Source organism: Xanthobacter sp. 91 (assembly GCF_000702385.1).
Lineage (GTDB): Bacteria > Pseudomonadota > Alphaproteobacteria > Rhizobiales > Xanthobacteraceae > Xanthobacter > Xanthobacter aminoxidans.
Map to the genome: position 1 here is coordinate 5229500 of NZ_JNIB01000001.1, position 21567 is coordinate 5251066.

Sequence of the window (21567 nt, forward strand, 5' to 3'; positions counted from 1 at the left end):
ATGTCCGGGCGATCCACGGTTGGGCGGGTTGGGGTTTCCGGGCAACGCGCGGGCGGAACGGTGGATCCCCCGGACAAGCCGGGGGATGACGGTCATTTTTGGCGCCGCCGCCCCTACTCCGCCGCCATCTCCAGCACACGCTCGAAGATGGCGCGGACCTTCTGCTCGGTCTCGAACAGATCGGCTTCCAGCGTGGCGAAGTCCGGCATTTCGCCGGCACGGGCGAGGAGTGCGCGCAGCGCCGGGCTCGCGTCCTGCGGCACCACGTGGGCGTCCACCGACAGGCGCAGCACCTGCGTCAGGTTCTGGTAGAGCCGGCAGGCGCGCAGCAGCACGTGCGCGTCTTCCGGCTCAAGCAAGGCCAGCCGCTCGGCGGTGGCGAGCACCCGGGCGGTGGCCGTGTCCACGATCTCGGGATGATCGTGGGCATGGGCCAGCACGAGATATTGGGCGAGGAACTCCACATCCACCTGCCCGCCGGCCGCGTGCTTCAGGTTCCAGCGGTCATCCGCGCCCTTCTCGGCGGCGATGGCGCCGCGCATGTCGAGGATGTCGCCCGCCAGCCGGCGCTGGTCGCGCGCCTGGCCCATGATGCCGCCGATGACGTCGCGCACGATGGCGCCGAACTCCGGCGTGGCGGCGATCACGCGGGCGCGGGTCAGCGCCATGTGCTCCCACGTCCAGGCATCCGCCTGCTGGTAGGTGGCGAAGGAGGAGAGCCGCGTCGCCAGCGGACCCGAGCGGCCCGAGGGGCGCAGCCGCAGGTCCACGTCATAGAGCTTGCCGGCATTGGTCAGGGAGGTCAGCGCCGTGACGAGGCGCTGGGTGAAGCGGGCAAAATACTGCGCGCCGGTGAGCGGGCGCGGACCGTCCGAGGTGGGATCGGCCTCGGGATCGAAATCGTAGAGCACGATGAGGTCGAGGTCGGACCCCGCCGTCATCTCGCGGCCGCCGAGCTTGCCCATGGCGAGCACGGCCGTCTCGGCGCCGGCAATGCGGCCGTGGGCCTCGCAGAAGCGCTCCCACACGCGCCGGTGCAGGGCGCGGATGATGACCTCGGCGAGCGTCGCATAGGCCTCGCCCGCCCGCGCCGCCGGCAGCGTGCCGGAGGCGATGCGCACGCCGATGAGCACATGCTGCTCCTGCCGGAAGCGGCGGGCGCGGTCGAACTGCTCCTCATCGGTCTCGGCCGTGTCCAGCAGCAGTTCGAGATGCTCGGAGAGGCTCGCCTCGTCGGGCAGCACGTCGAAGAAGGCGGGATCGAGCAGTGCGTCGGTGAGGGAGGGGCGGCGGGCCAGGGTCTCGGCGAGGCGCGGGGCGGCGGTGAGGATGGTGGCGAGCAGCCGCACGAGGTCCGGGTGGCGGTCCAAAGCAGTGAGCAGGAGCGGTCCCGGCAGCTCGGTGAGGAAACGGTCGGCCGCGATCAGCGCGCCGTCCGGGTCGCCGCCGCGCGAGAGCGCCTCCAGCATCAGCGGCACGATGCGGGCGAGATGGGCGCGGGCGGGCTCGGTCTTCAGCGCGCGCGGCCCTCCGGCAAGCCAGCGCCGGACGATGCCGCTCGCCGCCGCCGGGTCCTTGAAACCGAGGCGCGAAAGGGCGGCGAGCGTCGGCCGGTCGTTCTCGTCCGGCGGAAAGAGCAGGTCGGCGTCGAGCACGGCCGGCGGCGGCGCATCCTCGAACAGATGGGCATAGTGGCCCTGAACCGTCGTCAGGCGCTGGACGAGGGCGGCAGCGAAGGCGTCCCGGTCGGGATAGCCCATGAAGCGGGCGAAGCCCTCCATGGCCTCGCGGCTTTCCGGTAGGGAATGGGTCTGCGCATCCGCCACCATCTGGATGCGGTGCTCCACCCGGCGCAGGAAGAGATAGGCCTCGGCAAGGTCGTCCCGCACCTTGGGCTCGATCCAGCGATGGGCAGTGAGCGCATCGAGGGCGTCCAGCGTGCGGCTGGTGCGCAGCAGGGGATCGCGCCCGCCGGCGATGAGTTGCTGGGTCTGGACGAAGAACTCGATCTCGCGGATGCCGCCGCGGCCGAGCTTCACATTGTGCCCCTCCACCGCCACCACGTCATGGCCGCGGAAGGCGTGGATCTCGCGCTTCATGGCATGGACGTCGGCGATGGCCTGGAAGTCCAGCACGCGGCGCCAGACGAAGGGCGAGAGATCGGCGAGGAACTGCCGCCCCACCTCCGCATCGCCCGCCACGGGGCGCGCCTTGATGTAGGCGGCGCGCTCCCAGGTGGCGCCTTCGCGCTCGTAATAGTCGAGGGCCGAGACGGTGGAGAGGGCGACCTGCGTCGAGCCGGGATCGGGGCGCAGGCGCAGGTCCACGCGCAGCACATAGCCGTCGGCGGAGCGCTCCTGCAGCAGCCGCACCAGCCCCTGCGTGATCTTCACAAAGAAGGGCGAGGCGGACACGCTGTCGGAGAGCTGCGCCTTCTCGCGGTCGTAGACCACAACGAGGTCGATATCGCTGGAATAGTTGAGTTCCCGCGCGCCGTGCTTGCCCATGGCAATCGCCGCGAGGCCGGAGCCGGCCTGCGGATCGGCGGGATCGGGTACCATGAGCCGCCCCGCCTTCACCGCCTCGCCGAGGAGGAAGGACAGTGCCTTGCGCACCGCCGCGTCGGCCACGTCGGTCAGCGCCGCCGTCACCTCCACGAGGCCGAACACGCCACCCATGTCGGCGATGGCGATCAGCAGGGCGGCCTCGCTGCGCATCCGCCGCAGCGCGCGCATCACATCGGCTTCCGAGCCTTCGACTGCCGCGCATTCGGCGATGAGCGCATCGAGGTGGGCGTGTGGCGAGCGTCCGAGCACGCGCAACAGCCGCTCCGGCTCGGCGCGGACCACTTCGGTGAGGAAGGGCGAACTTTCGGCGATCCCGAGACAGACCTGTTCGGCACAGGGCGCCTCAGCGAACAGCGCATCAAGGGCGGCGCGCGCCTCCGGCGCCAGCCGTTCGATGGCGTGGGAAAGCTTAATCTTTGCCGCCTTCGCATCCGCCACGACGGGCGCTTCCCGCATCTGCAGGGCGAGGGGCGGCCGGTCCGCCGAATCCGGTTCCGTGGGCCAACGCATGGTCAGGTCTAAAGGCACCAGCGACTTGCCGCGCGCAAGCCTTCTTTCATCGAAGTGCCGCAGCGGGAGGCACGGCACGCATCATAGTGAGTGGGGAATGAAGAGGTCATTACGGAGGTTAACGCCCGCGCCGACGGCTTGGTTCACGCCCCGCTGTCATTTTGTCGGCAAACGGAAGGTCGCCACGAGCCCCGGCTTGTTGTCGGAAAAGGCCAGCGTACCCCCGTGCAGCCGCGCCACCGCCCCCACCAGCGACAGGCCGAGGCCGGAGCCGGGACGGGTGCGGCTCGCCTCCAGCCGCACGAATCGCTCCACCACCCGCTCCCGGTCGGCGGCCGGGATGCCCGGACCGGTGTCCGCCACCGCCAGCACCGCCTCTGCCCCGTCGCGCGTCAGCGTCACGGCGATGCGCCCCCGGCCCCCATCGGCCGGGCGGCCGTATTTGATGGCATTGTCGATGAGGTTGGAGAGGGCCTGCGCCAGCAGTTCCTTCACCCCGTGGACGGTGGCCGGCACGGCGCTGACGGTGAGGTCGAGCCCCTGCTCGTCCGCCAGCGGCTCGTAAAGCTCGGACACCGCCTCGGCGATCTCGGCGAGATCCACATCGCCCATGGTCGCCCGCCCCTGCCCCGCCTCGGCGCGGGCGATCATGAGGAGGGCATCGAAGGTGCGGATGAGGCCGGCGCTCTCCTCGATGGTGGCCTCCAGAGCCGCCCGCCAGGCTTCCTCGGTGCGGGCGGTGCGCAGCGCCTCCTCGGCGCGGTTGCGCAGGCGGGTGAGCGGGGTCTTCAGATCGTGGGCGATGTTGTCGGAGACTTCCTTCAGCCCCACCATCAGCCCCTCGATGCGATCGAGCATGGCGTTGAGGGAGTGGGCGAGGCGGTCGAACTCATCCTCGGTGCCGGCCAGCGCCAGCCGGCCAGAGAGGTTGCCGGCCATGATGGTTTCGGCCGTCGCTGTCATAGAATCGATGCGCTTCAGCACCCGCCGCGTCACGAACACGCCGCCGGCGAGGCCCAGCACCACGATCAGCACCACCGCCCATTGAGCCGGCCGCGCCACGAGATCGCGCAGGGTATCGCGCTCCTCGATGTCGCGGCCGACGAGCAGGCGATAGCCGCCGGGCAGGAACATGGTCTGCACGAAGGCCACATGGCTCTTGGCCACGGGATCGTCCGGCCGGTTGTAGGTGGTGAAGCGGGTGCCCTCCTTGTCGAGGAGGCCGATGGGCAGGTCCGTCACGTTGGCGGCCAGCACCTCGCCCTGGAAATTGGAGAGCACGTAGATGGACGAGCCCGGCCGCCGCGTCCGCCGGTCGATGACATAGACCAGCCGCTGGATGCCGCCGATGCGGTACTGGTCGGAGAGCCCCACGACCTCGCGGTCGAGGTCGTCCGCCACCTGCCCCTGGATCAGGGCGCGGGTGTGCCACGCGGTGTAGACGATGACGGAGACCGCAAACAGCGCGAAGACGACGAGATAGGCGGCGAGCAGCTTGAACGCGGTGGTGCGCACCAGGCGCGCCGCGTGGGCGATGGGGCTGGCGATCGCGCCGTGCGCCCTCCCCCCGTTGCCGAGCGGACCCGCACCCGCCGGGGCGCCTTCCCCCTTCACGCCACCAGCCCCGCCCGCACCATGTAGCCGGCGCCGCGGACGGTGTGGATCAGCGGCACGTCGAAGCCCTTGTCGATCTTGGACCGGAGGCGGGAGACGTGGACGTCGATGACGTTGGTCTGGGGGTCGAAATGATAGTCCCAGACGTTTTCGAGCAGCATGGTGCGCGTCACCACCTGCCCGGCGTGGCGCATCAGATATTCCAGCAGCCGGAACTCGCGCGGCTGGAGCGGGATCTCCTTGCCAGAGCGGGTGACGCGATGGGCAAGGCGGTCGAGTTCGAGGTCCGCCACCTTGTAGACCGTTTCCGCGCCCTGGCTGACGCCGCGCCGGGAGAGGGCTTCGACGCGCGCCAGAAGCTCGGTGAAGGCGTAGGGCTTGGGCAGATAGTCATCGCCGCCGGCGCGCAGGCCCTGCACCCGGTCGTCCACTTGCCCCAGCGCCGAGAGGATCAGCACCGGCGTCGTGTGCCCGCGCCCGCGCAGCTCGGTGACGAGGGAGAGGCCGTCGCGGGCAGGGAGCATCCGGTCCACCACCATCACGTCGTATTTGCCGTCGAGCGCGAGGGCGAGTCCCTCCTCGCCGTCTGCGGCATGGTCCACCACGTGACCGGCCTCGCGGAAGGCCTTGCGCAGATATTCGGCGGCGTCGCGGTCGTCCTCGACCAGGAGAAGGCGCATGGCGGAGAGCGGACCCGGATCGAGATTCGTTGTCATCACTCTAGCTCACCTTTCAGGCAGGTCCATGCGAGGGGTGCGCACCGAAAAAAGTGGCGCGGGAAGCCCTCTGGAGCTTCCCGCGCCTGCGGAGCCGAAGCGGCATCAGGGGCGATGGCGATATCCACCTCGGTCCGGAGGCCCGTCGCCGGGGGATTGCCCCCGGCGTGTCATGCGGTCGGGCCTTGTCTCAGGCCGGCTGAGCGGGCTCAGCCTTTGGCCTTGCCTTCCAGCGAGATGGCGACGAAGCGCACGCCCTCGCCGCTCTTCACCTGGATGAGCACTGCCTTGCGGTTCTCGGCCTTGGCGGCGGCAAGGCCGTCGCGCACGTCCTTGGGGGTGGCGACGGTCTTGTCGCCGACCTTCAGGATCACGTCGCCGGTCTTCAGGCCGCGCTGGGCCGCCGGGCCGTTGGGCTCGACGCCGGTGACCACCACGCCCTCGCCGCCAGCACCCTGCACGCTCTTGGAAGGGGCGAGCTGCAGACCGAGGCGCGGCATGTCCTTGTTGCCGGCGCTGTCGTCCTCACCCTGCGGGGTGTTGGTGCGGGAGGCCACCTGCTCATTGGGCAGCTGATCGAGCACCACCTTGATGTCCATGGGCTTGGTGTCGCGGATCACCGAGAGCTGGACCTCGGCGCCGGGCTTCATCATGCCCACCTTGCGGGACAGCTCACGGGCTTCCTTGATCGGCTCGCCGTTCACCTTGACCACCACGTCACCGGCCTTGAGGCCAGCCTTGGCGCCGGCGGTGTTGGGCTGAACCTGGGCGACGAGGGCGCCTTCGGCGCTCTTGATGCCGAGGCCGGACGCGAGATCCTCCGTCACCGGCTGGATCTGGACGCCGATGTAGCCGCGGGCCACCGAGCCCTTGTCACGCAGCTGGGTCACCACGGTCTTCACCGTCTCGGAGGGGATGGCGAAGGCGATGCCCACGTTGCCGCCCGAGGGGGAGACGATGGCGGTGTTCATGCCGATCACCTCGCCGTTCAGCGAGAAGGTCGGGCCGCCCGAGTTGCCCCGGTTGATGGGGGCGTCGATCTGGATGAAGTCGTCATAGGGGCCGGAGCCGATGTCGCGGCCGCGGGCCGAGACGATGCCGGCGGTCACGGTGCCGCCGAGGCCGAACGGGTTGCCGACCGCGATCACCCAGTCGCCGACGCGCGGGGCGCCATCCGCGAGCTTCACCCACGGCATGTTGGTGACGTTGTCGATCTTGAGCAGGGCCACGTCGGTGCGCGGATCGGTGCCGATCACCTTGGCGACGTATTCTTTGCCGTCGGTGGTGGTCACGTCCACCTCGTCGGCGCCGTCCACCACATGGTTGTTCGTGACCACATAACCGTCAGCCGAGATGATGAAGCCGGAGCCCTGGCCCACCACGGGACGCTCACCCTTCGGACCCATGCCGCCGCGCGGGCCCATGCCGGGACCACCCGGGCCGCCGGGACCCATGCCGGGACCGCCCTGGCCGAAGCCGAAGCGCTTCAGGAATTCCTCGATCTGGGGCGGGACGTTGCCGCCGAGGCCCTCGCCACCCATGGCCATCTGCTGGTCGCCGATGTCCTTCTTCACCTTCACCGAGACGACGGCGGGCGAGACCTTCTCGACGATGTCGGCGAAGGAGAAGGTGTTGGCCGGCTGGCTGGTGGTGATCTGCGCGAGGGCAGGCGTATTGGCAGGCGGGATGAACTGGCCGGCAACGACGCCGGCGAGGGCGAGACCGAAAACGCTCGCGAGCATGGCACGGCGGTTGCGCTTCGTCACGGAAGGGGTGGAGGGGGAGCGGGTCATGCGTCGCGTCTCTCTGTTGCCTGCCATGCCGGGCAGGTTCGAGACGCAACCTATGCGTTGGATCGTTACGGCAATCTGGCGGCCGGATTAAGCTTCCGTAATGTCGCTCGCGATGCCGTGAACCACGCTCCGGCGCGGGATCAGCCGACCCCGCGCGACACCAGATGCAGGCCGAGCACCATGATGCCCACCGCCGCGACCCAGCTTCCCGCCGCCCGGAGCGCGATGGGCCGCCAGCCGCCGACGCCAGCGAGGAAGGCGATGGCGCAGCCGAGCGCGAGGGTGACGAAGGCGTAGCCGATGACCGTCACGCCGGACAGGAACAGGAACTGGTCCGTGGTAGCGACCATGGCGGCGCCGTTCTGGTATCCGTCCAGCAGGCCAAGGCCTACCGCCAGCACCAGCAGCGCGACGAGCGGCAGCCTCAGCTGCGCGGCAACTGCAAGGCCGGTGAGCGCCACCAGCGTCACGCCCGCCACCGGCGCGAACGGCGGCGGCGGCAGCACCAGCGACAGCGCGCCACCGGCGGCCAGCGCCAGCGGGAAGACCAGAACCACCCAGCGCGCCGTGCGCGGCCCCTGGAAGGCGGCGAGCACCGCCAGCGCAAGCCAGGGCAGCACCTGCTCGAAATCCGTCAGCGGGTGCAGCGCGCCGGAATAGAAATCGCCGAGCCGCGTGTCCACGAGATGGGCATGGGCGAGGCCGGGGGTGAGCGCGAAGACGAGAGCAAGCGCGCCGACGGAGCCGGCGCGACGAACCAGGGCAACCGCGCCGGCAATGCCGGCGCGACGGGCAAGGCGTGTCATTCGATGATCCCGATGGCACCGAGCAGGAAGTAGACGCCGAGGCAGCCGATGGCGGCGCCGCAGGCGCGCACCGCCTTGGCTCCCGCCTCCCAGCGCACCGCGACGCCGATGAGAATGCCGAGAAGATGCAGCATGCCGGTGGCCACCACGAAGCCCACCGCGAACGCCACCGCATCGGCCGCATCCGGGAGCTCCTTGCCGTGGGCATAGCCGTGGAAGATGGCGAACACGCCGACGATGGTCGCCGCCACCCACAGCGGCGGGCGGATGTTCAGGGCCACCATGGCGCCGAGCGCGATGCCCGACAGCGCGATCATAAGCTCGACGAAGGGCAGGTCGATGCCCATGACGCCGAGCAGGCCGCCCACCGCCATCACCAGCGGGAAGGTGATGGGCAGCACCCAGATGGCCGGATTGCCGAGTTGCGCGCCCCACAGGCCCACCGCCACCATGGCGATGATGTGGTCCGCCCCGGAGAGCGGATGGAGAAAGCCGCTCTCAAGGCCGATCTGCGTGCCCGTGCCCGTATGGGCGAGGGCCGGCGACAGGGGAATCATGGCGAGAAGGCCGGCGAGGACGAGCGCCGGGTTCGGGCTGTGGGACTTCATGACAAATGTCCTTCCAAGGTGTGCGCCCCAGGCAGGGTCAGATGCGGGTGAGGAACCAGAACGACGCGACCGAGCCGATGACATAGGCCGGGATGGCCGCGCCCCAGCGGGGCAGCAGCGCCTGAGCCTGCCGGTGGGCCCACATGAGGGCGAGCACCGCCATGACGAACATCAGCTGGCCGATCTCGACGCCCACGTTGAAGAACAGCAGCGCGATGGGCAGCGTCGCCTGCGGGATGCCGAGCGCCGTCAGCGCCGTGGCGAAGCCGAGGCCGTGCAGGAGGCCGAAAGCAAAGGCGACGATCCAGGGATAGCGCGCGGTCAGTCCCGGCTCGCCCCGTTGCAGCTTCACGATCTCCACGCCCACGAAGACGATGGAGAGAGCGATGGCGGCATTGAGCGGCCGCTCCGGCACGCCGACCCAGCCGAAGGTGGCGGCGGCGAGCGAGATGGAATGGCCCACGGTGAAGGCGGTGATGGTCTTCACCAGCCGCCAGCCGCCCTTCACGATCCAGATCAGGCCCAGCACGAACAGGAGGTGGTCGATGCCACGCAGGATGTGGTCGATGCCGAGATTGACGTAGGTGTCGGCAAGATCGGCCCACACCGCGAGATTGGTGCCGGGTTCGCTCGCCACCATCATGGTCGGCTTGGCGGCGCTCACCGTGTAGACGACGGCCGGCCCCTCGCGCGGGACAACCCGGATGGTCGCCACCGACTGCTTGCTGCCGAGGCCCATGAAGCTGAGGCGGCCGGTGAGCCCGCGCTCGCCGCAGACCAGCTCGGGCGGGTTCCACTGGCAGTGGGCGGGGAAGATGGGCTGCAGGGTCACGTCCGCCGGCGGCATGGTCCACTGGCCGATGAAGCGGCCCGGCGCGATCTCGCGCAGGGTGATGACCGCCATGGTCGCCTCATGCGCCCGCGCGGCCAGCGACGGCAGGAGGAGCGCGCAGAACAGCGCCAGGACCGCGAGCAGGCCGGACCGGAAGGCGCGGGGAGCTCGCGCCGTTATGGCTCCGGCGATCATGGCTCACCACGCCGGATGACGTAGGCGTTGCCCAAGTCCTTGGTCGCGGCGATGCCGAGGATGCGGCGGCGCTCGTCCTTCCACGCGAGGGCCACCTGGGCGGACACCTCGTCGAGGTCGGTCGGATGGCCGGGCGCATAGGCATCGAGCCGCACCACGTTCCAGCCGTCCTTGGACGGGACCACCCGCCACTCGCCCTGCGGCAGCGCCACCAGCGTCTCCACGAACGGCGTGCCGAACGACGGCTCCAGCGACTTGCGCGGCCGCTCGCCGAAGATGAGGGCGCGGTTCTGGGTCTCTTCGGTTTCCTCGCCGGCGACGATCTGCTCCAGCGTCGCGCGGGCGTCCGCCTCGGCGTTCGGGCCGGTGAAGGGCACGGAGATGAAGCTGATGGTCTCAGGCACGTCATACTGCGCCCGGCGCTTCTCGTACCAAGCTTCGAGCTCGGCGTGGGTCGGCTCCTTGACCTCGACGCCGTTGAAGATGAGCAGGCGCATCTTGTGGACGATGCGGTCGCGGATCATCTCGTCGCCCTTGTCGAGGCCCTGCGCCAGCGCCTCGCGGAAGGTGATCTCGTTCAGGACCCACACGTCGACCAGCTTGCGATACTCGTCCGCCCCCGGCTCGCGGCCCTCGTGGGTGGACTTGAAGGCATCGACGATGCTCTGGCGCACCTCGGGGGTGACCTCGATGAGCTTTTCCTTCGGGATCGCCGGCGTCACCGCCGCATGGGCCGCGAAGATCATGGTGCCGAGCACCATGAACTGAAGCAGCGGCTCGCCGATCAGCCGCCGGATGAGGCTCTTGTTCCTGGTGCCGGCCGGGGCATCCGCGCCCGTATTCAAACCCGATGACGTCAAGACTCGTCCCCCGCCCACAGGGACGCGAAAAAGCGCATCCCCGCCACGTCGTGCTTCCACGCCTGCTGACGGCGCATCCCCTAGCGGCGGACCGGTGTCGGCTTGATGACAGCGTTGCGGCGGACGCAGGGTCCGAAAGGTCTCGCAAGGTTTCCCGGCTCACCTTCCCCGGCGTCACAGAACCTTCAGCACGCGGTCACAGAACGCGGCTAGGAGGCCCCTACGGGCGGACTGGCGTCCGTGGGAAATTAGGGGTTGGAGCATGAAGGGCGGGGTGCTGACACAGCAGCTCATCGCGGGGGCGTCGGTCCTCGTTGTTGCCGGCGGAGCGGCTTTTGCGCCGACGCAGGCGTTCGCCGACAGCTACATGGCCGGCGACTTCCACAATCACACGCCGTGCTCGGACGGCCGCTCGTCGGTCGAGACCATGGTGAAGAAGGCGGTCCAGAGCTACGGCCTGGAATGGCTCGGCGCGGCCGATCACGGCGGCTCCAGCCCGCGCGACTGCCGCGTGGACGATCCGGAAGGTGACGGCTCCACCACCGGCAAGGGCCGCTTCTTCGATCAGGTCCAGGGCCTGGTCATCAAGGGCGACACCGCCACCTCGCAGGGCCACCGCTCCATGTGGCGCTGGCAGAGCGCGGAAGAGATCATCTTCCCCGAGCTCGTCCGCCTCGCCAAGGAAACCGGCGTGCCGATGCTCTATGCCGGCATCGAGACCAACGTGCCCGGCCACGAGCACACCTCCATGGCGGTGATCGGCAATCAGAAGCCGCAGAACGCCATCGAGAAGAAGGGCCTGTTCGGCAACAAGAACAAGGACAAGGACACCGGCAACGCGAGCGCCGTGGCCGAGTTCGAATACCGCTTCGACCGCTCCGATTCGGACTTCAGCAAGGGCGCGCCGACCCACAACTGGGAAGGCAAGGTGGCCAACGCCTCCGGCTCCGGCTCGGGCCAGAAGAACCACGACGCCAAGGCGGTTCCCTCCGTCCAGTGGCTGCAGAAGTACTATCCGCTCGACAGCTACTACGTGCCCGCGCACGTGGAGCGCGCCGGCGTGTTCAATCCGGACAAGAACAACGGCTTCAACATCGAGCACTTCCGCGACTTCAACAATGCCGGCCCGACCGTCGCGGTGGGCTTCGAGAGCCAGCCCGGCCACCAGGCGTCGAACAACCGCGGCGAATACCGCGCCGGCTTCTGCGGCAATGGCTGCGATTCGGTGGGCGTGACCACCTTCGGCGGCACCGGCATCTATGCCGCCAAGATCGGCGGCGTGTGGGACGCCATGCTGGGCGAAGGCCGCAACTGGTTCTTCTTCGCCAGCTCCGACTGGCACAACCGCGGCGCCTTCTCCATCTACGAGAAGGGCACCACCAACGACTTCTATCCGGGCGAGTTCCAGAAGCTCTACATCCCGCGTCCCAAGCGGAATGTGGCCCTGCGCCCGCAGGTGGTGGTCGACGGCGTGCGCTCCGGCAACGTCTACTCGGTGCAGGGCGACCTCATCACCGGCGAGCTGACCTACAACGCCAAGGCCGGCTTCGGCGCCAAGGCGGGCATGGGTGACACGCTGGTGGTGAAGCGCGGCAAGTCGGTGACGCTGACCCTCGAGGTCAATGTCCCCACGAACCCGAACTACTCGCCCTACACCTTCAACAACCCGTCGCTGGCCCAGATCGGCATCCAGGAGCCGCTCAACAAGCCGACGCTCCGCCAGGTGCAGTTCATCAAGGGTGACGTGACCGGCGTCGTGGCGCCCGGCAGCGCCAACTACACCGCCGGCACCAATGCCTCGGCGGCGATCATCGCCACCTTCGGCCCGACCACCTGGAAGGCGCGCGGCACCAAGCGCACCATGACCGTCACCATCCCGAACGTGCAGAACAACATGTACGTCCGCGTGCGTGGCTCCAACCTGCCGGCCTCCGTGCCGGCCGAGACGGACGCCCAGGGCAACCCGCTCAACGACTGGGATCCGGAAAACGCCGCGCAGGGTCCCTTCGTGCCCTGTAACGACGCCGCCTGCCCGTCCCACCTCGTGGTGCGCGACGGCCAGAAGATCTCCAGCTACGACGTGGCCGCGTGGTCGGACCTGTGGTTCTACACGAACCCCATCTTCATCCGCGTCTCCGACCAGCCGGAACTCCTCGTCGAGACCAACGAGAAGCTCGCGGTCTCCCTCGCCAAATGACGTTCGCCAAGTGAGTTTCGCCAAGTGATGGTGAACTGACGAAAGACAAGCGCCGGCCACGGCCGGCGCGAGACCTTCGGATGCCGGGGGCCTTCGGGCCTCCGGCTTCTTTCGCTTTCAGGAACGGTTTCTGTCATGTCCCAGGTTCAGGCTTCGGAACCCGAATCCGCCGCGCCGCAACGCCTGACGCTCGGCCGAAACGCCCGCACGGGCATCGCCATCGCGCTGGTCGCGACCCTCTCGGGCTTTGCCGGCCTCGGCTACGAGATCGTCTGGACCCGGATGCTCGCGGTCAGCCTCGGCCATGAACTCGTGGCGGTGCTGGGGGTCATCTCCGCCCTGTTCGGCGGCCTCGCACTGGGCAGCCTGCTGCTCGGCCGCGCCATCGCCGGGAGCCGCCGGCCGGCCGCCTGGTACGCCGGCCTCGAACTGGTGATCGGCGCGTGGGCGCTGGTTCTCATCGGCGCGACGCCGCTGTTCGGCGACCTCGTGCCCGCGCTGGTGCCGGTGGATGCCTCGGCGCTCCGGCAATGGTCCGTCGCCTTCGCTTTGCCCTTCGTGCTGCTGCTGCCGGCGACACTGGCCATGGGCGCCACCCTGCCGGCGCTGGAGGCCGTGCTGGCGCCGCGTCTCGCCTCAGGCGCGGCGGTGGGGCACGTCTATGCGGCCAACACGTTTGGCGCGGTGGCGGGAACGCTGGCCACCGCCTTCCTCATCATTCCCGCGCTCGGCCTCTCCGCGACGCTGGTGCTGTGCGCCGTACTGAATGCGGTCTGCGCGGTGGCCATGCTCGCCGTGGCCCGCGACTCGGCTTCAGAGGCGGCGGCACGCCCGATTCGCGCGCCCGAGACCGGCTCCGCCTCGCTCCCGGTGCTGACGCCCCTGTTCCTCACCGGCCTCCTCGGCATCGGCTACGAGGTGCTGACGGTGCGGGTGCTGAGCCAGATTCTGGAAAACACCATCTACACCTTCGCCGTGCTCCTGGCCTGCTACCTCACGGGCACCGCGCTGGGCGCCACCCTCTATGCCCGGTGGCGGTCCATTCGCGGGCCCGGTGCGGACGGCTCAGTGGTCCTCCTCGTCACCCTCACCGCCCTCGCCTGCGTCGCCGGCGCGGCGCTGCTCGGGGCGTCGGGGCAGATTCTCTCGTCCCTCAAGGCCGCGTTGCCGGTGACGGTGGCCGGGCGTCTCTCCGCCGAACTTGCCATGGCCGCCGTGGCCTTCCTGCCGCCCACCATCGCCATGGGCGCCCTGTTCACGGCGCTCGCCCAGCGCGCATCCGACCGCCTCGGCGGCGTCGGGCCGGGGCTTGCGGCCAATACCCTCGGTGCGGCGCTCGCGCCCATGCTGTTCGGCCCTGTCCTGCTGCCTCTGATGGGCGCGAAATACGCCTTCGCGCTCCTCGCCGCCGCCTATGTGCTGGCGCTGCCGCTCCGGAGCCGCGCCGCGCTGGCCGGTGGCGGGCTGACCCTCGCGGCGACGCTGGCGCTGGTGCTGGCGCCCGTTTCCCTGCGATTCGTGCAGGTGCCGGAAGGCGGCGCGCTGGAATGGCACCGCGACGGCGTGATGGCGGCGGTGAGCGTGGTGCGCAATGCCGCCGGCGACCGCCATCTTCAGGTGAACAACCATTTTCGCATGGGCGGCAGCGCCTCCATGCGCTCGGACCACCGGCAGGCGCACATCCCCCTGCTGCTGCATCCCAACCCGCGCAGCGCGCTGTTCCTCGGCCTCGGCACCGGCGCGACCCTCTCCGCTGCCGGAGACCATCCCGGCCTCAGGATAGAGGGCGTGGAGCTGGTGCCCGAAGTGGTGGAGAGCTTCCCCTATTTCGAGCGCACGCCGCCCCGCCTCGCCGGCAACCCGGACATCCGCATCCATGTGGCCGACGCCCGACGTTTCGTGCGCGCCGGCACCGCGCCCTATGACGTGATCGTCGCCGACCTCTACCACCCCTCCGTGGACGGCTCCGGCGCCCTCTATGCCCGCGAGCATTTCGCCGCCATCCGCGACCGCCTCGCGCCGGATGGGCTGTTCTGCCAGTGGCTGCCTCTGCACCAGCTGGACATGGAAACGCTGAAGGTGATCGTCCGCACCTTCCTCGACGTGTTCCCGGATACGACGGCGTGGCTTGCCCAGTTCAGCGTGGAGACGCCCCTCGTTGCCCTCATCGGCCGCCGCACGCCCGCGACCTACCCGTCCGACTGGGTGGAGCGCCGGGTGCGCGACCGCGCGCTGGCGACGGGGCTGAAGGCCGTCGATCTCGACGGCAGCTTCGCCCTGTTCGGCCTCCACCTCGCCGGCCCGGCGGACCTCGCCCGCTTCGCCGGCAATGCCCCCCTGAACACCGATGACCGGCCGGTGGTGACGGCCTCCGCGCCGGGCACCGCCTATGCCGCAAGCGAGCGGCCCGCCGACCGTCTGGTGGCGCTCCTCGCGGCGCTTCATCCGACGCCGCCGACGCTGCTGGCAGGGACCGATCCGGCCACGCAGGCGCGCCTCGCCGCCTACTGGAAAGCGCGCGACGGCTACATCGGCATGGGCGCCCGGGCGCTGGCGGCGAAGGGACCGCGCGACGTCATCGGCACGCTGGCGCCACAACTCATCGAGCTGGTGCGCATCAGCCCGGATTTCGATGCCGCCTACGCCCCCGTGCTGGCCATGGCGCGCCAGCTCGCCGTCACTGATCCTTCGAGCGCCCGGCGGCTCCTAGAAGCATTGGATAGGGCGAACCCGAGCCGCCCCGACGCGCGGCGGCTCTTGGCTCAGCTACCGCCGGCGTAGCGGGCGGGATCTCGCCGGGCTTCGCCACGGTAAAGGCGATGGAGCCGCCATCCGCATGGTGGTGGCGGCGCAGATAGCCGTTCCATTCCACCAGATACTTGCCGGGCGGCAGGGGCTTGGCCATGCGGAACGCGGTCTGGCGCACTTCCTCGGCAGGGCGGGCCCAGTCGGTGGGCCATTCGGCCTTGTCGTCGAGACTCACCACGCGCACGTCATCGAGCCGAAACTCGTCGGTGAAGTCGATGGTGACTTCCGGCTGGGTCTCGGTGAGCACCTCGTTGGCGTTGGGCACCGACTGGTCGAACGCGCACTGTGCCCGCGCCCCCGTCGCCGCAAGGCTTGCGAAGAAGAGCACCGCGATTGCTGCATGAAGGCGCATCGCCCTCTCCCTGAAAAGGCTTGCGTTCACGAGAAGTGGATGGCGTAGCCGAAATTATCGAGCCGGTCGGGGATGGCATTGAAGGCCACCGAGATGCGCCGCCCGCCCTTGTTCACCGGCACCTCGTGCAGCAGATAGCTCGGGAACATCACGAGGTCGCCCGCACCCGTCTGCGGCATGGCGAACTTGCCGCCGTTGAAGGCGTTGATGCGCGCGCCGGGATTGGTGTTGCCGAAGATGAAGCCGCTGCCGCCGATGGCCTTGTGGAAGACGATGTTGGCGGAGGGGTGCGCCTCCGTCAGGTAGACCACGCCGGAAATGAAGCTGTTGGCGTGGGTGTGGATGGCCTGATGGCCGCCCGGCTCCAGCACGTTCACCCAGATTTCCTTGATCTGCCAGCTCAGCGCCTCGCCGAACAGCACCTCGCCGAATTCCGCCACCTTGGGCAGCACCAGCGCGCCGAGCCGCGATAGCAGCGTGTCGGACTGGTCGCCCGCCACCGGGGTGTGGGAGAGGAGGTCCGAATAGGCGTTGGTGAGGGAGGTGCGGTCCGCCACCTCGGCCGCGAGCGCCTCCACGTCGGCGGGGCCGATGAGGCCCTCGACGCGCATCACGGGGGTGGGAAAAAGTCCGATGAGCTGGGTCACGACAGGCCGGCCGATGTGCGCGAGACGGGAAGACGGCGCACTTTCCCCATGGGCCATGACCCGACGATGACGTTTCGGTCGTCTAAACGCGCCGGCCTCTCAGTGGCTGGAATCGAGATCCGCCGGCGACGGCCTGGTGCGGCGCGGCACCACCACCTGCCCGGCCACGGGCTTCGCCCCGCCCACCTGCGCGGCGGCGAACGGACCTTCGGACCCGCGCGGCGGCTGGGGACTACCCTTGCCGGGGACCGGGAGGGCGAGCGTCACGGTGTCGGCGCCCGTGTGCAGCACCGCGTCGCGCGGGCCGACGCTGCGCAGGGTCCAGCCGCCATGGGCATCGCCCACCTTCAGGCGCACGATCTGCCCGCTCGCCTGATCGGTGAAAATGCCGATGCTGCCCGCCGTGCTGACGACCGTGCCCATCAGCGCCAGTTGCGGCCGTGGCGAGACGGCAGCCGGAGGAGCGGAGGGCGGCGGCGGCGGTGCGAGGGCGACCGGCTGCTCGGGCGGACGGCGGGATGGCGTGAACAGCGGGCGATCGCGGGTCGCCGAGAGGCTTTCGATGGGAACGGTCCACAGGGGATTTCCCCACTCGCGATCGGCCGGAGCCGTCGCGCCGCGGGTGGAGGGCTGGCCGGGGACAAGGAAGTCCACCTGCGGCGCGGGGGCTTCCACCTCGGCCGAGGCCGCCGCAATGCCGACGATCAGGCCCGCCACGACGAGGGGGAGACAGCGGAAACGGCGCGCGGGCAAAGGGCGCGCAGGGGTCTGAGCTGGGGCGATCATCGCGCCCCCCGCCAGCGGCCATGGACGGTCAGCATCACCTGGATGCGCCCCTCCTGCCCCCGTGCTTCCGCGCCATCCCCCTGCATCCGTCCCTCGGTCCCTTCGGTGTCCAGCTGCCCCAATGCGGCACCCTGCCCCTGCGCCTGGACCACGAGCGGGTCGATGAACAGGAAGGGCTGGCCGCTCTCGATATCATATAGCAGGTTCTGCAAATCCTCCTGCCCGATATCGACGGTCGCGGCCACCGCCACGAAGCCCGGGCCGAGCGGCGAGGCGCCCAGCTCCACGCTGGAGGAGACGAGATGCCCGCCGGCCGCATCGGCCGCGGCGGCGACGCGCTCGGCCAGCGCGGCGCCGGCCACCGTCACACTCGCGCCTTCGAGGAAGGGGGAGCCGCGCTCCTCGGCACCGGCGGCACCGGGCCTCGGGGGCCTGCGCCCCTCCAGCCGGTCGAGCAGGTCCTGCGCCTCCGCCACCGCCGCGCGCTTGGCGAGCATGTCCGCCACCTCGCCGAACGCGACGGCCAGCAGGACCGCGACCAGCGCACCGTAGCCGAGCGCGGCCAGCGCCAGCGTGCGGCGGGAACGGGCGGGCGCGGCGGGGGTCACTGGCTCACCTCGAACGGCAAAGTGATGTCGGCCTGGATCTGGAAGCGCTCGCCCGCATCCCCCGGCTGGCGGGTGGTGGGGGCGACGAAGGTGGCGGCGGAGAAGTGCTTCGACTCCTCCAGCAGCCGCACGAGGGAGGGCGCCTCCCGCGAGACGCCGGTCAGCTCCACCTTGCCGTTCTGGATGGTCAGCGCCGTCAGATAGGTATGGTCCGGCAGCACCTGCGACAGCGCCTCCAGCACGAGCACGGTGGGCGCATGTTCCCGCTTCGCCTTCTCCAGACCGCGCAGGGCGGCCCCCTCCGCGCCCAGCCCGTCGCGGGCGGCGGCGATGGCGCGGCGGCGGGCCGCGATGGCCTGATCCAGCGTCTGCTGTTCCTCGTCGAGGCTGCCGCCGAGGAAGCCGGACACGCCGGAGGCGAGTGTCGCCGCAAGGGCCGCAGCCGCAAGCACGCCGAGCAGCACCTGTTTGAGCCGCGCGGTGCCCGCGCCTTCACCCGATGCACCGGCGTGGACGATGATCGGCGCGCCTTCCCCTTGGCGGGTGGTCAGCAGAAGATGGCCCACGCCCAGTCCCTTGAGCGCATCGAGGGCGGGCGCGAGACGGGCACGCGGGGTGGCGGCCACCATCAGGCGGATGCGGCCGTCGCCGAGGGGCTCGGGCGCCGTCCAGCCGAAGGCGGCCTCGGCGGCGCTCCACGGCGTGAGCCGGTCGATCTGCGCCCGCACGATGCCGTCGAGATAGGGCCTCGCCCCCTCGGGCAGATCGAGCGGGCGGAACAGGAAGCGGGCGGGATCAAGCGCCAGCTCCACCTCCCGGCCCTTCAATGCGGCCGTCACCCCCGGCGGCACGGCGCGCGCCATGTCACCGGAATCGGGATGGAACGGAGCAACGCCGGGCAGGTGGAAGGCGCCGTCCTCCCCCTCCTCGATGCGCACCGCGCGCAGCCGGCCGAGGCGCGCCCGGCCGCTGGCGATGGCAGTGTCCACGGCCGTCGCCGTCAGGTCGATGAAGGCCGAGAAGCCATCGATGAAGCGCGTCACCAGAGACGCGTCGGGCGCGCCGGGCATCATGCTCATGGCTGTCCTCCCGTCGTCTTGCGCCGCGCGGCGGGCGCCGCATCCAGGTCGGCCAGCTCGCGCCAGGAGAGGTCGCGCCAGAGGAGCACGCGGTAGGGGTCCATCCCGAAATCCCGCAGCAGGATCACCGCTTCGGCGCCCTGCTTGCGGCCATTGTCGAAGGCGACGCGCACCGTCACGCGTGCTGTGTCGCCGGCCACCGTGGTGAGGCCGGAGGCGCCGGCGATGGCGTTTCCGTCGCCGCCTGCCTTGTCGCCGCCTGCCTTGTCCTCGCCGGAGGTCTCGCCGGCCGTCGCGAACGTGGCGTTGTCGATATCGTTCATCCCCTGCCCCGCCTTCGCCAGCGCCGCCCGCACCACCGACCCCGCCAGTTCGGGATTGACCTCCCGCCGCCCGACATAGACCGTGAGATGAGGCAGCGCCGCCGCGACCACATCGGCCGGCAGGCCGGGCACGCGGGCCAGCTCCGCCGCATGGGCGAAAGCGCCCTGCCCTTTCGCGGCCTCATCGTCGCCCAGAGCGGACGTCTTGCCGGCTGAAGTCGCGCCGCCCGCGCCGGCGCTGCTGCCCCGGGGCGGGGTCCGCCAGGCGGCGATGCTCGCGGCGTAGGTTTTCGCCGTCTGCTCGGGCACGCCGAGCACCTGGAACAGGCCGGCCAGCACAGCGGGCGCGGCCGAGTTGAGATCGATGCGGGCGGCCTCGTCGGCGAAGCGGGCGGAGACGTTGGCCTCGCCCATGCGGAACCGCACCTCGCCGCTGATGGGCCGGTCCTGCGCCGGCACGGAGAGAATGCGCAGCGCCGCCAGCTCCACCGCCGCGACCACCAGCCCGTCCGCGCGCAGCGTCTCCGTCCGCACCGCGGAGGCGGACGCCGTGTCGGACACATAGACCGCATAGACCGCGGTGAAGGCGGCGAGCGCCGCGAGAATCCACAGCACCGTCACCAGAATGAAGCCGCGCTCCGTCCCGCGCCGGGCGTTGAGGCAGGCGCCCGTCATTGCGCGGCCCCCCCGCTATTTCCCCCGGCACCCGAGACGGCTTTCGCGCGCGCTCCACTGAAACCGACGGATGATCCGCAGACCGGCTTGGTGACATCGGCGGCACAGAAGGCCGGCACATCGGAGCGGATGGAGACGGCGGTGGATGCGGCGGTGGTCCGCCCGCCCTCGCGCACCACCATGCGCACCGCGCGCGGCAGCTCCTCCTCGCCGCGCCATGCGTCGTGCCACACCCCGTCGCGTCCGGCATAGGAGAAGGTGACGCGGGTCGGCGGGCGCAGCAGCCGCACCGGGGCGCCGAAGGGCGGCAGGCCTCCGGCCTCGGCCTGCGGCGCATAGGGCGCGGTGCGGCGGACCATGGCGACGCCGCGCCCGTCCGGCACCGGGGCCAGTTCGACGATCTCCAGCCCGCGCGCCGCGCCGGGGGCGAGCACCTCGCGCACGAAGACGACGCGCTCGGACGATCCGTCGAACAGCGGCTTCGCCCCGCCACGAACGACGGGCAGGACGGCAGCGGCGGAAAGGTCCGCGGCCATGCGGTCGAGGGCGAGGGCGACGAGCTCGCTCTGCTGCACCCGCCCGAGCCCGCGCTGCCAGGCCGGCAGCCATTTCGCCGTCACCATGGCGATGGCCGCGAGCACGAGGCCGGTGAGCGTCATCGCCACCAGAATCTCGATGAGGCTGAAGCCGGCGCTACGGCGGCGCGACGATGCGAGCGCGCTCATTGCGGCTGGCTCCGCACGATGCGCACGGTCTCCAGCGCCACCATCTCGCCGCCGGGACCGCGCACGCGGATGCGGACATCGAGCGGCGTCCAGGGGCCGGTTTCCGGCAGGCCGGCGATCTTGAGCGGCTGCACGTCCATCTGCCAGCGATGGCCGGCGATCTCGCCCTCGGTGCGGCCGGGCTGGAGGAGATCGCGGCCGGGAATGCCCGTCTCCACCGCACGGGCGGTCTGGAGCAGCGCCACCCGCCGCTCCAGCGCCCGCGTGCCGCGGATGCTGCTGCCCGCCACCATGGCGATGGCGCCGAGGGAGGCGGCCACCACCGCCAGCGCCACCAGCACTTCGATGAGGGTGAAGCCGGCGGCGCCGCGCCGCGCGCGCAGATCAGGAGCGGCCACGGGGGACAATCTCGACGCCTCCGGTGAGCCAGTTCACCCGCACCTCATAGCCCGCCCCGCCCTTGAGCATGGCCACCACGCCGCCGCAGGAAAGGCCGGAGGGAAAGAACTCCACCGAGGCGCGGGCCGGCCTTCCGTCGCAGGTCGCGGGCAGCACCGTGTCCATCTGCACGTCGCCGGGCACGCGCACCACCCGCCCAGCCGCGCCGGAGGTGATGCGCCGGCCGGCCGTATCCACCGACGTGGCCACCGGCACGCCCCGGCGGATGGCGGCGGCGCGGTCGGCCTTCAGCAGCGCGGCGGCTTCGACCGCGAGGGATTCCAGCTTCGCCCGCGAAGTGCCGGGCGCAAGGCGTGGCAGCGCGAGGGTCGCGAGCGCGGCGACGATGGCGAGGGCGCAGACGACCTCCAGCAGGGTGAACCCCGCCTCATGATCGCGCCTGCGCTCCCGCTCGCGTGCCATCCGCC

Annotated in this window: 19 protein-coding genes; 2 read left to right on the top strand and 17 right to left on the bottom strand. The window is 70.5% G+C overall.

The window, feature by feature from the left end; genetic code table 11:
* Positions 1 to 113: 113 nt before the first annotated feature.
* The 8 genes from A37E_RS0124460 to A37E_RS0124495 form a co-directional block, all read right to left on the bottom strand.
* Complete coding sequence (locus A37E_RS0124460; protein ID WP_029559007.1) at positions 114 to 3077, bottom strand: bifunctional [glutamine synthetase] adenylyltransferase/[glutamine synthetase]-adenylyl-L-tyrosine phosphorylase; 2964 nt, start codon at positions 3075 to 3077, stop codon at positions 114 to 116.
* Between the two features lie 156 nt (positions 3078 to 3233).
* Positions 3234 to 4613 carry an ATP-binding protein gene (locus A37E_RS0124465; protein WP_029559008.1) on the bottom strand — a complete coding sequence of 460 codons (1380 nt, stop codon included), beginning with the start codon at positions 4611 to 4613 and terminating at the stop codon, positions 3234 to 3236.
* A 74-nt stretch (positions 4614 to 4687) separates the two neighbouring features.
* Positions 4688 to 5407, bottom strand: coding sequence for a response regulator transcription factor (locus A37E_RS0124470; RefSeq protein ID WP_024278381.1), 720 nt, complete (start codon positions 5405 to 5407; stop codon positions 4688 to 4690).
* 209 nt (positions 5408 to 5616) lie between these two features.
* On the bottom strand, positions 5617 to 7200 hold the full coding sequence (locus A37E_RS0124475; protein WP_029559009.1) for a Do family serine endopeptidase: 1584 nt from the start codon (positions 7198 to 7200) through the stop codon (positions 5617 to 5619).
* 140 nt (positions 7201 to 7340) lie between these two features.
* Entirely contained in the window at positions 7341 to 8006 is a 666-nt protein-coding gene (locus A37E_RS0124480; RefSeq protein ID WP_051679311.1) for a HupE/UreJ family protein, read from the bottom strand.
* A complete protein-coding gene (locus A37E_RS0124485) occupies positions 8003 to 8614 on the bottom strand; it encodes a HupE/UreJ family protein (RefSeq protein WP_024278378.1) in 612 nt (203 codons plus the stop codon). Before A37E_RS0124485 ends, A37E_RS0124480 begins: the two co-directional genes overlap by 4 nt.
* Before the next feature lie 37 nt (positions 8615 to 8651).
* Positions 8652 to 9641, bottom strand: a complete 990-nt coding sequence (locus tag A37E_RS0124490) for a HupE/UreJ family protein (protein WP_051679312.1) — start codon at positions 9639 to 9641, stop codon at positions 8652 to 8654.
* Positions 9638 to 10501, bottom strand: a complete 864-nt coding sequence (locus A37E_RS0124495; RefSeq protein ID WP_156026417.1) for a peptidylprolyl isomerase — start codon at positions 10499 to 10501, stop codon at positions 9638 to 9640. The genes A37E_RS0124490 and A37E_RS0124495 overlap by 4 nt, the downstream gene beginning before the upstream one ends.
* A gap of 262 nt (positions 10502 to 10763) precedes the next feature.
* Here A37E_RS0124495 and A37E_RS0124500 point away from each other — a divergent pair, with 262 nt between their 5' ends.
* A complete protein-coding gene (locus A37E_RS0124500) occupies positions 10764 to 12698 on the top strand; it encodes a hypothetical protein (RefSeq protein WP_051679314.1) in 1935 nt (644 codons plus the stop codon).
* 135 nt (positions 12699 to 12833) lie between these two features.
* Complete coding sequence (locus A37E_RS0124505; RefSeq protein WP_029559014.1) at positions 12834 to 15479, top strand: fused MFS/spermidine synthase; 2646 nt, start codon at positions 12834 to 12836, stop codon at positions 15477 to 15479.
* Here A37E_RS0124505 and A37E_RS26690 read toward each other — a convergent pair.
* The 9 genes from A37E_RS26690 to A37E_RS0124545 all read right to left on the bottom strand — a co-directional run bounded on the left by A37E_RS26690 (position 15376) and on the right by A37E_RS0124545 (position 21562).
* A complete protein-coding gene (locus A37E_RS26690; protein ID WP_081837757.1) occupies positions 15376 to 15858 on the bottom strand; it encodes a copper resistance protein CopC in 483 nt (160 codons plus the stop codon). The genes A37E_RS0124505 and A37E_RS26690 overlap by 104 nt on opposite strands.
* Positions 15859 to 15884: 26 nt before the next feature.
* Entirely contained in the window at positions 15885 to 16505 is a 621-nt protein-coding gene (locus A37E_RS0124510; RefSeq protein WP_029559015.1) for a TIGR02466 family protein, read from the bottom strand.
* A gap of 99 nt (positions 16506 to 16604) precedes the next feature.
* Positions 16605 to 17291 carry a general secretion pathway protein GspN gene (locus A37E_RS25645; protein WP_156026418.1) on the bottom strand — a complete coding sequence of 229 codons (687 nt, stop codon included), beginning with the start codon at positions 17289 to 17291 and terminating at the stop codon, positions 16605 to 16607.
* Positions 17288 to 17899, bottom strand: coding sequence for a type II secretion system protein GspM (gspM, locus tag A37E_RS25650; RefSeq protein WP_024278370.1), 612 nt, complete (start codon positions 17897 to 17899; stop codon positions 17288 to 17290). Before gspM ends, A37E_RS25645 begins: the two co-directional genes overlap by 4 nt.
* Positions 17896 to 18978 carry a PilN domain-containing protein gene (locus A37E_RS0124525; RefSeq protein ID WP_051679316.1) on the bottom strand — a complete coding sequence of 361 codons (1083 nt, stop codon included), beginning with the start codon at positions 18976 to 18978 and terminating at the stop codon, positions 17896 to 17898. Before A37E_RS0124525 ends, gspM begins: the two co-directional genes overlap by 4 nt.
* On the bottom strand, positions 18975 to 19976 hold the full coding sequence (locus A37E_RS0124530) for a type II secretion system protein GspK (RefSeq protein WP_051679317.1): 1002 nt from the start codon (positions 19974 to 19976) through the stop codon (positions 18975 to 18977). The genes A37E_RS0124525 and A37E_RS0124530 overlap by 4 nt, the downstream gene beginning before the upstream one ends.
* On the bottom strand, positions 19973 to 20701 hold the full coding sequence (locus A37E_RS0124535) for a prepilin-type N-terminal cleavage/methylation domain-containing protein (protein ID WP_051679318.1): 729 nt from the start codon (positions 20699 to 20701) through the stop codon (positions 19973 to 19975). Before A37E_RS0124535 ends, A37E_RS0124530 begins: the two co-directional genes overlap by 4 nt.
* Positions 20698 to 21099, bottom strand: a complete 402-nt coding sequence (locus A37E_RS0124540) for a prepilin-type N-terminal cleavage/methylation domain-containing protein (RefSeq protein ID WP_051679319.1) — start codon at positions 21097 to 21099, stop codon at positions 20698 to 20700. The genes A37E_RS0124535 and A37E_RS0124540 overlap by 4 nt, the downstream gene beginning before the upstream one ends.
* Positions 21086 to 21562 (bottom strand): prepilin-type N-terminal cleavage/methylation domain-containing protein, encoded by a 477-nt coding sequence (locus tag A37E_RS0124545; RefSeq protein WP_029559022.1) that lies wholly within the window; start codon positions 21560 to 21562, stop codon positions 21086 to 21088. Before A37E_RS0124545 ends, A37E_RS0124540 begins: the two co-directional genes overlap by 14 nt.
* Between the last annotated feature and the right edge of the window lie 5 nt (positions 21563 to 21567).